Raw genomic sequence first — 13215 nt, forward strand, 5'->3', positions numbered from 1 at the left:
GGGCAATGCCGTCCGCCAACAGGCCGCGCGCGGCCTGCCGCCACTCGGCAAGGTCGGCGCCATCGTCCAGCGAGACGCGGCGCATCAGTGGCCGAACAGGTCCGCCTGCGCCGGCGGACGCGCGGCGGCGGCGCGGATGAGCCGGCTGTCGACGTCGGCGCGCGGCCGATGGTCGAGCGTGACGATGAACGGCGCGACCTTGCCCATCGCCACCCGGAGCCGGACCAGGTCGTCGTAGCGCAGGCGGCGGTGCCGGCGCATGACCAGCAGCTTTTGCACCGTCCGGGCTCCCAGCCCGGGCACCCGCAACAGCATCTCGCGGTCCGCCGTGTTGAGGTCGACGGGAAACTTCTCGCGATGGCGCAGGGCCCACGCCAGCTTCGGGTCGATGTCGAGGTCGAGCATGCCCGACTGCCCGGGCGGTGCGATCTCGCCGACATCGAAGCCGTAGAAGCGCATCAGCCAGTCGGCCTGGTACAGGCGGTGCTCGCGCAACAGTGGCGGCGGCCGCAGGGGCAGCGCCCGCGAGGCGTCCGGGATGGGGCTGAACGCGGAAAAGTACACCCGGCGCAGGCGATAACTCGCGTAGAGGGTGCTGCTGGTCTCCAGCACGTCGCGGTCGCTGGCCGCGTCGGCACCGACGATCATCTGCGTGCTCTGCCCCGCGGGTGCGAAACGCGGGGCTTTCTTCTCGGCCCGTGCCTCGTCGATCCCCAGGCGCAGGCGGCCCATGGAGCGCCGGATGTCGCCGGCATCCTTCTCCGGCGCCAGCGCGTTGAGCCCGGACTCGGTCGGCATTTCCACGTTGATGCTCAGCCGGTCCGCCCAGCGGCCGGCCGCGGCCAACAGTTCGGGCGAGGCGTCGGGAATGGTCTTGAGGTGGATGTAGCCGCGGAACCGCTCCTCCACCCGCAGGCGACGCGCGACCTCCACCAGCATCTCCATGGTGTAGTCGCTGGTCTGGATGATCCCCGAGGACAGGAACAGGCCCTCGATGTAGTTGCGCCGGTAGAAGTCCATCGTCAGGCGCACGATCTCGTCGACCGTGAAGCGCGCCCGCCGCACGTTGGAGCTGCGCCGGTTGATGCAGTACGCGCAGTCGTAGATGCAGAAGTTGGTCAGCAGCACCTTCAGCAGCGAGATGCAGCGGCCATCCGGCGCGTAGGCATGGCAGATGCCCATGCCACCGGTCGAGCCGATGCCATCGCTCCCGCGCGAATCCCGCTTGCGGCCGCCGCTGGACGAACAGGACGCATCGTACTTGGCCGCATCGGCCAGTACCGCGAGTTTCTCGGTCAGTTTCATGCCTTGCCAGCCTGCAGCGCGGCTGTCTCACCGGATGAGACTGAGCCCTGTTCAGCTTTACCGAGCGTGCGGTACCGCGACGCGATGCACTGCCCGGCCCAGCGTTGCGGCCGTGCCGCAGGCCTGGCCTAGCCCTGGGCGGGGACCCCGATGCGGGTATCGGCAGCGAGGAAATCGCCTACCCGACGGGCCAGGTCGGATCGCTCGGCCGGCGTGGTGTCGTCCAGGGGCAGGTAGACCAAGCGCGCCATCATGCGCTGCGCGTCCGACATGCCCGTGGCGGGCGGCAGCGCAAACAGGCTCGTGGCACCGCGCGTGGCATCGTAGCCGTGGCGCAGGAGGTACCAGACGAGGCGTTCGGGTTCGCTGCACTGGACCGGCAGGACCCAGTGGACGTGGGGCTCGGCCTCTGCCGCGGGTACGATCCCCGCCGGCAGTTGCGACACCAGCGAACGCCCCGCTTCGATCCGGGATGCGATGCGTCGGCGGTCATGGCCGCGGACACGGCGGTGCATGAGCGCGAGCAGCGCGTGTCCAGGACGATGGCGGAGCTGGGCCAGCAGGTCCCCCGAGCCGAAGCCCCGCACCGATGCGGCGATGATGGCTTCGTGCGAGCGCCCGGCCCACCTGCAGGCCGCGGCGAACAGGGAATACACCGGTCGCCGGTTGAGCATCTTGAGGACCATGTAGAAGACCACCCGCCTGAGGAACGCCCTCCGCGATTGCAGCGGATACGCCGCTTGCCGGCGACCCAGCGTCGCGCGTGACGCAGCGTCGCGAAACACGAGGATCCCCCCGCCCAGCGCCGTCGCGGTCTTGATCGGTCCGAAGCTGAACATCGCCAGGTCGGTCCCAGCATGCCCCCGGTAGCCATCGGCGGCGTACGCCTGCGCGCAGTCCTCCACCAGCAGGATCCCATGGCGCTTGGCGAACGCAGCGATCGGCGCCATGGGCACGCGGGCGCCAAACAGGTGGGCGACCACCAGGACGCGGCTGCGCGGGGTGACGGCCCGCTCGAGCGCGTCGAGGCGCGGCGCGCAGGTCGCCGGATCGATATCCACCGGCACCGCCTTCAGACCGCTGAGTTCGATGATGGCCACCATGTCGCGGATGGTCACCGCCGACACCAGCACTTCGCTCCCCTCCGGCAATGCCAGGGCCTGCAGGTAGAGATCGAAGCCACTGCGGACCGACAGGGTGGCGAGCACGTGGCCCGGAGGCCCCCAGCCGGCTTCCAGGCGAGCCGCGGCATCGCCCCGTCCCGGCCAGATCGAACGGACGCAGGCATAGCCGAGGTCGCGCCACCCGATATCGAGCACCTTGCGCGGAATCATCGCCGCTCCCCGCACGGGACATCCCGCGCGCCGCACGCCAATGGCGGCAGGGCGGCGCCGGGCAAGATCGCATCAGGGCTGGCGATCGGACAGGCACGGCGCGTCGTTTGGCCAGGAGCGTGGGGGGCAGCACGCAAAGTGCGCCGCACCGTTTGCTGACCTGGCTCGCGCATGAGCCACCCCGCCCCACCGTGCATCGGGACGCGACCGGCCCTCAGTCGTCTGCTTCCAGGTAGGGGCGCACGTCTTCCGCGACGCGGCGGTCGTCGACGGCCAGGAGGTCCTTCAGGATCGCGGTGTGGCCTTGCCCGGCCAGGACGATCACCCGGTCGCCCGGGGTCGCGGCCTTCTGGATGTTGGCGTACATGCGGAAGTTGCGATGCCACCAGCTCGCCGAGGCGTCGGCGCCCGCGAAGCCGTCGCCGGCGCCGACCGCGTTGGTCCGCAGGTACAGGCCCTTGTTGATGGCGTCGCGCTCCGGGTCGCTCGCCAGTTGCAGCAACTGCGCCAGCGACAGGCTGGACTGCTCGCGGTCCTGCTCGGCAGAAAGCGCCTTGAGGCGCGCCTCGATGTCCGCGCGCGCCTGGGTGTCGTGGGCGTCCATGTAATCGAACATCGGCTGCGCGTCCCAGCCCACCTGGTCCTCGTCGAAACAGGTCACGCCCTCCAGGCCCGCCAGCTTCGCCACCCGGAAGCCGATCTGGTAGGTCTCGTTCGTGGGCAGGTCGAAGCGTCCGTCGACGTAATCCTCGAACTGCGCGTCGTAACGCGCCTGGTCGCCGGGACGGCATTCGGCCAGGACGTCTGTCGGTGCGAAGCCGGCCAGGCGCGCGGCAAGGCCATCGAGATAGGCCTGGTGGGCCGGCGTGGTCACGTCCACGACCCCGCTCTTGACCATGTCCCGGCCCGGGTTGGCGAAGTGGAACATGCCCACCAGCATCACCCGCGCCGGCGCGGACGCGGGTTCGGGCGTGGCGGCGACGGTCGCCGCGGAGACCACCACGAGGGCGGTGGACAGGGCGGTTCGAAGCAGCAGGGACATAGGCATTCGGCAGCATCCTTGTGTCGGGGCGATCAAGCTTACAGATGCGCGATCGACGCCGGGGGTTCAAATCCCGTACCGCGGGCGTGTCGATCCGGGCATGGCCCGTTCGTCGAAGGGATACGTGCACGCCATGCACCCCACCGCGAAAGGAGCCCCAGCGATGACCACCCCCGCCAAGAACACCATCTGCCTCTGGTACGACGGGAACGCCCAGGACGCGGCCCGGTTCTACGCCGAGACCTTCCCCGACAGCGAAGTGACCGCCGTCCACCGCGCGCCGGGCGATTATCCCGCCGGCCAGGAAGGCGACGTCCTCACCGTCGAATTCACCGTCATGGGCATCCCCTGCCTGGGCCTCAACGGCGGGCCGGCCTACAAGCACGACGAGGCGTTCTCGTTCCAGGTCTCGACCGACGACCAGGCCGAGACCGACCGCTACTGGAACGCCATCGTCGGCAACGGCGGCCAGGAAAGCGCTTGCGGCTGGTGCAAGGACAAGTGGGGCGTGTCCTGGCAGATCACCCCGCGCGTCCTGACCGAAGCCTTCACCCACCCCGACCGCGCCCTGGCCAAGCGCGCGTTCGAGGCCATGATGACGATGAAGAAGATCGACATCGCCGCCATCGAAGCCGCCGTGGCCGGGAAATAAGCCCACCGCCTCAGCACGTACGACCCGTTCCCCCAACCCAAGGAGAGACCATGAAGATCGTGACCAGCCTCAGCTTCCAGGGACAATGCCGGGAAGCCTTCGAGTTCTATGCCAAGGTCCTGGACGGCAAGATCACCGCCGCCTTCCCGTACGGCGACGGCCCGCCCGACATGCCGATCACCGACGAGAAGTACAAGGACTGGCTGATGCACTGCTGGCTCGATGTCGGCGACCAGTCGCTGATGGGCGCCGACATGGACGTGGAGTGGAGCCCCAACATCGACAAGCCCAAGAACGGCTTCGACGTCACCCTGCACACCGAAGACCTCGCCCAGGCCGAGCGCTGGTTCAAGGCGCTTTCCGAAGGCGGCAAGGAAGTAATGCCCTTCGCCGCGACCTTCTGGTCCCCCGGCTTCGGCTCCGTGGTCGACAAGTTCGGCGTGCCCTGGATGGTCAACACCATTCCCGCCGATGAAGGGAAGCCGCCGCAGGGCTGACGCGCCGCACGCAAGAACGCCAAGGGCACCCGTGCCCGGTCCGGAAGTGCGCGATGCCAGGGCTCGCGCGCTTCCGCCGGGCGCGCGTGGTCGCGGGCCGAGCGGAGTCACCACGCGGATTTCCTGCATCGATTCCCCTGAGCGACGCTGCCTCAAGGCAACACGGCCGTGCGAGGATAGGGCGACTGCAACCGCATCCACCCAGGCATGACTGATACGACCCATAGCTTTTCCGACCTCCACGGGGCCGCCTACGACGCAATGGACCGTGGTGCATTGACGGAGGCATCGCGGCTTTTCGCCGCCCTCCTGGATGCCGAACCCGACAAGCGCGCCTACCACTACATGCGCGGCCTGGCGCACAAGTACATGCGGGACTGGCCCCTCTGCCTGCAGCACAACCTGCGTGCGAAGGCGCTGGCCGACGACGAGTGCGAGGCCGAACACTGGAACGCGGCCATTGCCGCGACGGCGATGGGCGACTGGGCCGAAGCCCGGCGCCTGTGGACGTCTTGCGGCATCCGCGTGCCGGAAGGCGACGGCCCCATCGACGACGACTACGGCGTGGCCGTGTCCAGGCTCAACCCCTGGCATGGCGGCGAAACCGTGTTCATCCGCCGCATCGATCCCGTGCGTGGCCGCCTGCTCAACGTGCCGCTGCCCGAAAGCGGCCACCGGTTCGGCGACATCGTCCTCCACGATGGCGCCGCTACGGGACACCGCTACGACGGCGAGCACAAGGTCCCCGTCTTCAACGAAATGGCGCGGCTCGTCCCTTCGGAGTTCCAGACCTTCGTCGTCTTCATTCGCTGCGGCCAGCGCGATGACCGCGATGCCCTCCTGCGCGCCACCGCACCCGGCATCGGCTACGCGGAGGACTGGACCGAGAGCGTCCGCCACTACTGCCTGCGGTGCAGCTACGGCACCCCGCATCGCCACGACGCCGTTCGCGACGACGACTGGCGGCCCGATCGCAACCTGGGCATCGCCGCACAAAGCCGGCGCGCCGTCGAGCATCTGCTGGCGCAATGGGTCGCCGGCGGCGGCGACCGCCACCTCGAAGCCATCGAAACCCGCGAAGTCGAACCGCCCCCTTGCGAGGAAGGCCATGTCTGGTGGCGAGGGCCGGACGAGGACTGAGGACAGTACACGCGGAGCCTGCGCACGCCGGCCAAGGCCCGGTCGAGGGAAAGACCTCGCGCCGCTGGATGTCCGACGTACCCGCCTTCAGCCCCGTCATCGCCCCGTCCTTGCCCGGCGGGCACGCCAGCCGCGCCTTTTGGACCATGCATCACGACACCGCGGAGCGCAGCGCCACTACCCTAGGCCGCATCATCCCATCGTGAGACGCACCGAATGAAGTACCTGCTCGCCCTGCTGTTCGCCCTGCCCCTGTCCGGCTGCCTTTGGGTGCCGGTCGACGTGGGCGGTCCCGCCGGCAAGGACCTGGTCTGCCATAAGGGCAAGAAGACGCTGGAACTGCCGCCCGAGGCGATCAGCGCGCACCTGGGCCACGGCGACCACCGCGGCCCCTGCTACTGAAGCGACATTCGCAGGAAGCGAGTCAGGCACCCGGGTGGCGGCAAGCGTCGCGCCCGGGTGTTTTTTCATCCACCCCCGAAGCGCTGCCCCCCGTAGCCCGGGTAAAGCCGAAGGCTGCACCCGGAGATCCGCGCGAACTCAGGGAACCTCCAGCAACCCGGTCGACTTCCTTTCGCCCCTGTACCCTTTCCCGCGCCGGCGCCTCAGCCGCCGCCCAGCAGGACCATCGGCAGCGCCATCAGCCCCAGCAGCAGCACGATCGCAAGTACCGTCAGCACGACACGCACCGGCTCGTCCCGCAGCACGGTCCAGAACGTCCCGGCCGTGCCATCGCGGACCGCGGCCTCATGCTCGGCGCGCACGCGCGCAGCGCGTCGGGCCTGGTAATCGTCCATCAGGCGCCGCGCCCGCTCGAAGTCCGCGTTCTCGCTGACATGGATGCCGCCCGCCGAGATGCCCCACATGCTCGGCGGGGTTTCATGGAACGCGATACGCGCCTCGTCGAGCATGGCGCGCACGTCGTCGGCCTCGTCTTCGGGCACGTGGCGGAGGTTGAGCAGGAGTCGGGCCATGCCGCGATCTTAGCCCACTCCCGGTACGGCACCCGCGCAGGACGCACGACCCTGGCTCGCGGGTGCGACCATTCCCGGACCCGGCGCGCGACCGCTCGAGGCATCCTCGAACCCTGGCGGCAACCCGAAAGATTACGCGCACGAGGTGGCGAGTCTTGCCCGCAAGCGACTCTGATGCGTGCCCCGCCCGTGCAGTCGGCTTGAATTCACGCGACAGGCCCCAAGCTTCGTGGACACACGCATGACAGCGGAGGCAGCATCTTGACCGACTGGTTCAAGGCTCTCACGAGCATCGTCAACCGCCACGAACCTTCGCCCGATCCGCATGCCCTGCCGCGTGCCGCCGCCGCCCTGCTGCTGGAGATGGCGGTGACCGCGGATGGCGGGGACCAGGTCGAGCTGGAGGTGGTCCACGCAGCGATGGCCAAGGTGTTCGACATGGCGCCGGCGGAGCTCGCGTCGCTGATGGAGCAGGCCCACCAGGCCAGGCGGCAGTCGGTGTCGCTGCACGAATTCACCCGCGATCTCCGTCCCGGCCTCGACGCCGACCAGCGCGCCGAACTCGTCGAATGGCTGTGGCGGGTCGCCTTCGCCGACGCCCGCCTGGACATGCACGAAGAACTGATGGTCCGCCGCGTCGCCGACCTGCTCGCCGTGCCGCATTCGGAATTCATCCGCCGCAAGCTCATGGCGAAGGCACAGCAATAGCCAGGAAGCCAGTGTCGGCGGCAGCCGGCGTCGCGGGCGCCGTGGTGATGGGTTTCGCTGCGCTCTACCCATCCTACGGGCTGCGGGGTGAAGTGAGCCGCTTCCGGGCGGCTCAGCGCACCAATTGCCAGCCCAGCGTTTCCCCGTGGGCCAGCGGCGCGATGTGGCGGTCGCCGTAGGGCAGCACGTCGGGGATCGTCCACTCGTCCTTGCGCAGGGTCACGGTGCCGGTGTTGCGCGGCAGCCGGTAGAAGTCCGCGCCGAAGTGGCTGGCGAAGCCTTCCAGGCGGTCAAGCTTGCCGGCAGCCTCGAACGCGGTCGCATACAGTTCCAGCGCGTGCAGGCCGGTGTAGCAGCCTGCGCAGCCGCAGTCGGCTTCCTTGTCGCCGCGCGCGTGCGGGGCCGAGTCCGTGCCCAGGAAGAAGCGCGGATCGCCGCTGGTGGCGGCCTCCAGCAGCGCCTGGCGGTGCGTCTCGCGCTTGAGCACCGGCAGGCAGTAGTAATGCGGCCGCAGCCCGCCGGTGAACAGCGCATTGCGGTTGTAGAGCAGGTGGTGCGCGGTGATCGTCGCGCCGATGTCGCCGCCCGAGTCGCGCACATAGTCGGCCGCATCGCGGGTGGTGATGTGCTCCAGCACCACGCGCAGGCCGGGGAAATCGCGGCGCAGCGGGGCGAGCACGGTTTCGATGAACACCCGCTCGCGGTCGAACACGTCGATGTCGCGGTCGGTCACCTCGCCGTGGACTGCAAGCACCATGCCCAGTGCCTGCATGGCCTCCAGCGCCGGGTAGGCGCGCCTGGGGTCGGTGAGACCGGAATCCGAATTCGTGGTCGCGCCGGCCGGATAGAGCTTGACCGCATGCACGAAGCCACTGGCGTGCGCGCGATGGATTTCCTCCGCCGGCGTGTTGTCGGTGAGGTACAGCGTCATCAGCGGCTCGAAGTCCGAACCCGCCGGCCGCGCGTCGAGGATCCGCTCCCGGTAGGCCGCGGCCAGCGCCGTGGTGGTCACCGGCGGCCGCAGGTTCGGCATGACGATGGCCCGGCGGAACTGCGCCGCCGTGTGCGGCAGCACCGCGGCGAGCTGCGCGCCATCGCGCAGGTGCAGGTGCCAGTCGTCGGGGCGGGCGAGCGTCAGGGTGGTGCCGGCGGGCGCCAGGGCGGAACGCGCCTGGTCGGAGACGGGGATGTGGTGGGCGAGCGGGATCACGGGACGGGAAGTCTGGGCCGATGGGGTGCTTACCCTACCGCAGCGGCGCCGTTCGGTGCAGTGCAGGCAGGGTCCAGGCAGGTCAGGGACCGCGCAGAAGACCGGCTCGGCCACATGTTCTGGCCAACGTCCTTACCCGGCGATCGCCCGCCATCAAGGCCCTTACCCACCCGTCACGTGGCAAGTGAACCTGACCCCATTCTGCCTCGGTCAATGCGCCCTGCGTGCCCTACTGCAGCGGCGCCAGCCGATCGGCCGCGTCCTGGCACACCACCACCCCACCCTCGCCCGTCGACTCGCCCACGGCCTGCACGCGCATGCCGACCGCCAAGGCCTGCACGTCCACCGGCTCGGCCTTGCACAGGTTCCAGCGCGCCGGCAGCTCCACCCGGACCGCGCCCCGTCCCGCTACGTCCAGCTCGACGATGGCGTTGCCGTCATAGGCCCAGGGCTGCGTGTCGATGGAGGTGATGGTGCCTTCGACGCGCATCCGGCCACCCTCAGGTGCCGCCGTCTCCGGTGCGGTGGCACAGGATGCGGCGGCCAGCGCCACGACGAGCGCCAGGCTGGCGGGAAGGACGGCGGCGATACGGGTCATCTGGCGCTCTCGCTGGGATTGGAGTCAGCGCGAGGGTACTCCATGCGGTGTAGCGGTACTTGTTCACGGCCGAACTGACCGCGAACGACCTGGACGCGCTTCGCGCCCACACCCCGTCAAAGAAAGGCATGGGGCCGCGACGGCTTCCGACCACAGAGCGAAGCCTTGAGCCAGCGCTCCGCGACCCTCAAATCCCGTGACCGCTCGTAGTCAGGGAATAAACGAACCGGAACCCATTCTTTTGAACCAACGGGAATTCAACTTCGTCCCGTATCCCCTTCCATCGATTCCCGCAAGACGCTGGCATACGTATCCATCCGCGTCCGCAACCCGATCAGAAGCCAGCCCGTGCCGTAGAGCACGAACATTGCGAAGACCAGGATGCCCTCTACCAGATTGACATCGAAGGCCGACGTCCAGTCGCCCCAGGTCCAATCACGGAACTGGAGGTACAGCGCCACCAGCAGCGGAAACACGCCCAACCGCTGCACGCTACCGAAGACGAGCCCCATGCGACGGTCCATGTTGGAGCGCAATTCCTCTACAAATCTCAATCGGGCGTCCCGCTCAACGGCAGGAAATTCCTGGAGTTCGAGCGCCAGTTCGCGCCACTTCCCGAAGTCGAGATCCATCTCATCCGCATGGACCTGTCGCGACCGGAGGAACTGCGGAAGCTCGCGACGAAGCGTCCCGATGAGGGACAAGGCCACACCGCCCAGCTCGACAGCAAGGCATGCACGCACCAGCCAGATGGCGACCTCGCCCGGCAACCAATGCGACCAGGTCTGCGCAATGGCAAATCCAATCGCGGCCGCCGCCATCGCGATCCAGAAACTCCAGCGCTCGAATCTGGTCGGTCCAGGGCCTTTAGTCTCGGACACATAGCGCTGCACGCGTCCGTACAACCAGGAGAAGGTCAGCGACTCAGCGTGTTCACTTCTCTTCTTCGCGCTCTGCTCGCTGACGATCGTCAAGCCGGGCCCTCTCGCTGATCCAAATCGCCACTCGTCGCATTGCGCTCCGACGCTTCAATCTCCGCTTCCTTCTGAATTGCCTCTGTTCCGACATCCACCGGGTCCGCTCGGGACTCCTTGATCTTCGGAGCTTGGGGCTGCCAGGCCTTCAAGTGCTGGCCCACCTGCTCGTAGAAGTCGGGGATGGCCTGTTCCAGATCGGCCACGAAATTCTTGCGTTGGGCGAAGCGGCCCGCAAGATCCCGTGCGTAGACCACTTCGAAGGAAGACACGACCTTTCCGCTCTCCTCCGCCACCTCTGGGCACTCGCGAAGGACCGTCAAGGGATGTTGCGTGCAGGCGCCCCTCCCGGGCCAGTAGAACCGGACATGTACGCTCTCGGGCTTGGACTTCGCCAACTGACGCAGCAGCCAGGTCAACCTTGCCTTGGTCGACTTCCGGTCTCCGGGCGCCGCCACGCGCATCGACGCATAGACCGAACGCCTGTTGAAGTCCACGGCCACCTCAATGGCGGCTGCCGTGTTTGGGACGGAGAAGATACTGCGCAGGCGGCATTCTTGGGCAAGGCGCTCAGCGTCCTCTTTGATTCTCAGCCCGGGATCCGCCACATGGGCTCTGGGAACCTTGACGGATACCTCCTCGCCAAGCTGCCGACTGAGGATCAAGCTCAGGTCCCGGGTCTCCTGATACCAGGCCCCCACGACCTCTTGCACATCACTGGACTTGGCCGACAGCGTGCCTCCCGCCTGTACCGCATTGGCCACTGCGGTCCAAGCTGCGGGCATCTGGTCGAAGCCCTTCACGCCGGCACTAGGATGACTGAGGAAACGAATCATCTCATTCAGGATCACGCGTTGCTCGCGGTCCCCGACGTCGCCATTCTCCAGATGAAGCGTGGCTTGGGTTAGCACATACATCCAAGACCAGTGCCAGAGACTTGCCTTCTTCATGGAAGCACCGCTCAGTGCAACCGGGTGGTGACTCGGCAACGGGGCGAACTGGTTGGAGATGGTCAACAGCGCATCGATGCCATTGAGTCTGGCAAGTTCCAAATACGACTCGAGTTGTTGGGCGGTGAGATCGGTATTTCCCACCTTGGCCTCCACCAGCGCGGTCCATCTAGTAGCCCCGGAACGCAGCACCAGCAGTCCATCCGGTCGAACCTTCGCGTCGCCCCCTTTTTGCAGGACGACCTCTGTATAGGCCTCCAGCCGCGTTCGCGCTCCGGTCTTGATGCCAAGATCGGAAAGAAGAGCCTTACCGAAGTCCTCGACGGTTTCCATGCAGGCCAGAACGATGGATAGAGTCCGGCCCTCCTTCGACGTGTCAGCCAATACGGGAAAGAGCCTAGCGCGCTCGCCCCGGACAAGAAATTCAGGCCGATCTTCCATGCCATACCCCCTTGCCAAGCCTCGAATCAGGCTTGGATCATGCCACGATCTCGGCATGGTTACTCGAGAGGCGTGCCGAACAAAAATAGCAGGGGTCAGAGGTGCTTTCCCGACACGACGGAGCGCCGTTGCCGATTCTTAGGATGTGAGCGATCCTCCAGCCCAAGTGTTTCCTTCCCTAGCCGTGCTCATGTCACGACAGTCCTGCATGGACCTCATCTGCATTTTCCAGCACGTCCTGCAGGGCCGGGACAAGGAAAGAGGACGGAGATAATCAACTACGCTTGATTGCCTCCGATCGCTATTACTCGGCGAACTCCGGAAACGCGGGCAGTTTCCCTACGTCGCGTGGATCGTGCTGGATGACCACGGTCGCCTTGAGGTGTTCGGCCATCTTCCGGAACCTGTCGAGCGAGGCGAGCGAGTCGGCGCGGTCGGTGTTCCAGTTGGGGATGCCGTCGGTCGCGTAGTTTTCGTGGAAGTGGGTCACGTCGCCGCTGAGCAGCACGTTGCCCTGGCCCGGCAGCTTGACCAGCAGGCCGTGGTGGCCGGGCGTGTGGCCCGGCAGGCTGACCATCACCACCGAGCCGTCGCCGAACACGTCATGTTGTGGCTGCGACAGGGGCTGCACCGTGCCCTCGCCCGACGTCCAGTGCGCCAGGGGCGCGCGGCGGCGGGCATAATCCGCGGCCGGCATGCCATCGGGCGGCGTGTCCGGTCGCACGGCGTCCCAGTCCCCGCGGCCGATCAGCAGCGTCGCGCCGGGGAGCGAGGCGAGTTGCCCGGTGTGGTCGTTGTGGTAGTGGCTGAGGCCAACGAAGTCGATGTCGGCCGGGTCGATGCCGGCCGCCCGGAGCTGGTCGACCAGTGCGACCTTCGGCGCCCGCGGCGAACCATCCGCCGGCTGGCCCGTGTCCCAGACCAGATAGCGGTCACCGTGGCGCACCAGGTAACAGCTGTACACCAGTTGCAGCTTCAGCTCGGGATAGGCGTAGGTATCGGAGAACGCAGCAACGCTTTGCGGCGCCGGGGCGCCACCGCAATCCAGGCGGGACAGGGCGACATCGGCGGCGTGGGCGGGAAGGCCCAGCAACGCGAGCAGCCCCACGGCGGCCCCCATCCGCAAGGGCGAAGCAAGTGCGATGGACATGGCGATCTCCGTTCGTGGCATCCAGTCGCGACTATAGCCCGACGGCAGATCGAAGCATCACCGGGGGTTGAGCGGGCACGTCCCCCGTGATCCCGGCGTCCCACGGGCGTGGCCAAACCGCTCGAACGGTGCGCTAAGCTCGTGCCATGTGCTACTCCGCCCTGGTCAAAGCAGAGTTCACCCGCTTCGTGCGCGAGTACGGAGCGATCATGGACATCGAGACCTATGTGAAGACGTACT

At 67.5% G+C, this 13215-nt stretch carries 14 protein-coding genes; 5 read left to right on the forward strand and 9 right to left on the reverse strand.

What is annotated here, in order from left to right; translation table 11 throughout:
• Window positions 1-84: 84 nt before the first annotated feature.
• From FKV25_RS14525 to FKV25_RS14535, 3 genes are all read right to left on the reverse strand, one after another.
• Window positions 85-1305: a putative DNA modification/repair radical SAM protein gene (locus FKV25_RS14525; RefSeq protein WP_141519509.1), complete on the reverse strand. Its 1221-nt coding sequence runs from the start codon at window positions 1303-1305 to the stop codon at window positions 85-87.
• A 128-nt stretch (window positions 1306-1433) separates the two neighbouring features.
• Window positions 1434-2639 (reverse strand): DegT/DnrJ/EryC1/StrS family aminotransferase, encoded by a 1206-nt coding sequence (locus tag FKV25_RS14530; RefSeq protein WP_141519510.1) that lies wholly within the window; start codon window positions 2637-2639, stop codon window positions 1434-1436.
• Between the two features lie 214 nt (window positions 2640-2853).
• Window positions 2854-3687, reverse strand: coding sequence for a DUF5694 domain-containing protein (locus tag FKV25_RS14535; RefSeq protein ID WP_141519511.1), 834 nt, complete (start codon window positions 3685-3687; stop codon window positions 2854-2856).
• A 157-nt stretch (window positions 3688-3844) separates the two neighbouring features.
• Between FKV25_RS14535 and FKV25_RS14540 the strand changes: the two genes are divergently transcribed.
• The 4 genes from FKV25_RS14540 (at window position 3845) to FKV25_RS14555 (ending at window position 6372) form a co-directional block, all read left to right on the forward strand.
• Window positions 3845-4333, forward strand: a complete 489-nt coding sequence (locus FKV25_RS14540) for a VOC family protein (RefSeq protein WP_141519512.1) — start codon at window positions 3845-3847, stop codon at window positions 4331-4333.
• Window positions 4334-4383: 50 nt separating this feature from the next.
• On the forward strand, window positions 4384-4830 hold the full coding sequence (locus FKV25_RS14545) for a VOC family protein (RefSeq protein ID WP_141519513.1): 447 nt from the start codon (window positions 4384-4386) through the stop codon (window positions 4828-4830).
• A 207-nt stretch (window positions 4831-5037) separates the two neighbouring features.
• The gene (locus FKV25_RS14550; RefSeq protein WP_141519514.1) at window positions 5038-5970 is read left to right on the forward strand and encodes a tetratricopeptide repeat protein; all 933 of its coding nucleotides are present in this window, start codon (window positions 5038-5040) and stop codon (window positions 5968-5970) included.
• 216 nt (window positions 5971-6186) lie between these two features.
• A complete protein-coding gene (locus FKV25_RS14555) occupies window positions 6187-6372 on the forward strand; it encodes a hypothetical protein (protein WP_141519515.1) in 186 nt (61 codons plus the stop codon).
• A gap of 203 nt (window positions 6373-6575) precedes the next feature.
• On the opposite strand, the gene FKV25_RS14560 is transcribed toward FKV25_RS14555, so the two are convergent.
• Window positions 6576-6944, reverse strand: coding sequence for a DUF6164 family protein (locus FKV25_RS14560; protein ID WP_141519516.1), 369 nt, complete (start codon window positions 6942-6944; stop codon window positions 6576-6578).
• A 261-nt stretch (window positions 6945-7205) separates the two neighbouring features.
• Here FKV25_RS14560 and FKV25_RS14565 point away from each other — a divergent pair, with 261 nt between their 5' ends.
• Entirely contained in the window at window positions 7206-7652 is a 447-nt protein-coding gene (locus tag FKV25_RS14565; protein ID WP_170218659.1) for a tellurite resistance TerB family protein, read from the forward strand.
• Between the two features lie 112 nt (window positions 7653-7764).
• Here the strand turns inward: FKV25_RS14565 and pyrC are convergent, their stop codons facing one another.
• The 5 genes from pyrC to FKV25_RS14590 form a co-directional block, all read right to left on the reverse strand.
• The gene (pyrC, locus tag FKV25_RS14570) at window positions 7765-8862 is read right to left on the reverse strand and encodes a dihydroorotase (RefSeq protein ID WP_425462638.1); all 1098 of its coding nucleotides are present in this window, start codon (window positions 8860-8862) and stop codon (window positions 7765-7767) included.
• Between the two features lie 229 nt (window positions 8863-9091).
• Window positions 9092-9460 carry a hypothetical protein gene (locus FKV25_RS14575; protein ID WP_246072108.1) on the reverse strand — a complete coding sequence of 123 codons (369 nt, stop codon included), beginning with the start codon at window positions 9458-9460 and terminating at the stop codon, window positions 9092-9094.
• A 257-nt stretch (window positions 9461-9717) separates the two neighbouring features.
• The gene (locus FKV25_RS16535) at window positions 9718-10434 is read right to left on the reverse strand and encodes a hypothetical protein (protein WP_246072109.1); all 717 of its coding nucleotides are present in this window, start codon (window positions 10432-10434) and stop codon (window positions 9718-9720) included.
• Entirely contained in the window at window positions 10431-11717 is a 1287-nt protein-coding gene (locus FKV25_RS14585) for a hypothetical protein (RefSeq protein ID WP_141519518.1), read from the reverse strand. Before FKV25_RS14585 ends, FKV25_RS16535 begins: the two co-directional genes overlap by 4 nt.
• A 412-nt stretch (window positions 11718-12129) precedes the next feature.
• Window positions 12130-12975: an N-acyl homoserine lactonase family protein gene (locus tag FKV25_RS14590; RefSeq protein ID WP_211345457.1), complete on the reverse strand. Its 846-nt coding sequence runs from the start codon at window positions 12973-12975 to the stop codon at window positions 12130-12132.
• Between the last annotated feature and the right edge of the window lie 240 nt (window positions 12976-13215).

This window comes from Marilutibacter aestuarii, from assembly GCF_006546775.1.
Taxonomy (GTDB): domain Bacteria; phylum Pseudomonadota; class Gammaproteobacteria; order Xanthomonadales; family Xanthomonadaceae; genus Marilutibacter; species Marilutibacter aestuarii.

Bases quoted from the DNA above. Each gene is read 5' to 3' on its own strand.
- FKV25_RS14525 (WP_141519509.1), bottom strand. From the start codon at position 1,305: ATGAAACTGACCGAGAAACTCGCGGTACTGGCCGATGCGGCCAAGTAC.
- FKV25_RS14530 (WP_141519510.1), bottom strand. From the start codon at position 2,639: ATGATTCCGCGCAAGGTGCTCGATATCGGGTGGCGCGACCTCGGCTAT.
- FKV25_RS14535 (WP_141519511.1), bottom strand. From the start codon at position 3,687: ATGCCTATGTCCCTGCTGCTTCGAACCGCCCTGTCCACCGCCCTCGTG.
- FKV25_RS14540 (WP_141519512.1), top strand. From the start codon at position 3,845: ATGACCACCCCCGCCAAGAACACCATCTGCCTCTGGTACGACGGGAAC.
- FKV25_RS14545 (WP_141519513.1), top strand. From the start codon at position 4,384: ATGAAGATCGTGACCAGCCTCAGCTTCCAGGGACAATGCCGGGAAGCC.
- FKV25_RS14550 (WP_141519514.1), top strand. From the start codon at position 5,038: ATGACTGATACGACCCATAGCTTTTCCGACCTCCACGGGGCCGCCTAC.
- FKV25_RS14555 (WP_141519515.1), top strand. From the start codon at position 6,187: ATGAAGTACCTGCTCGCCCTGCTGTTCGCCCTGCCCCTGTCCGGCTGC.
- FKV25_RS14560 (WP_141519516.1), bottom strand. From the start codon at position 6,944: ATGGCCCGACTCCTGCTCAACCTCCGCCACGTGCCCGAAGACGAGGCC.
- FKV25_RS14575 (WP_246072108.1), bottom strand. From the start codon at position 9,460: ATGACCCGTATCGCCGCCGTCCTTCCCGCCAGCCTGGCGCTCGTCGTG.
- FKV25_RS14585 (WP_141519518.1), bottom strand. From the start codon at position 11,717: ATGGAAACCGTCGAGGACTTCGGTAAGGCTCTTCTTTCCGATCTTGGC.
- FKV25_RS14590 (WP_211345457.1), bottom strand. From the start codon at position 12,975: ATGTCCATCGCACTTGCTTCGCCCTTGCGGATGGGGGCCGCCGTGGGG.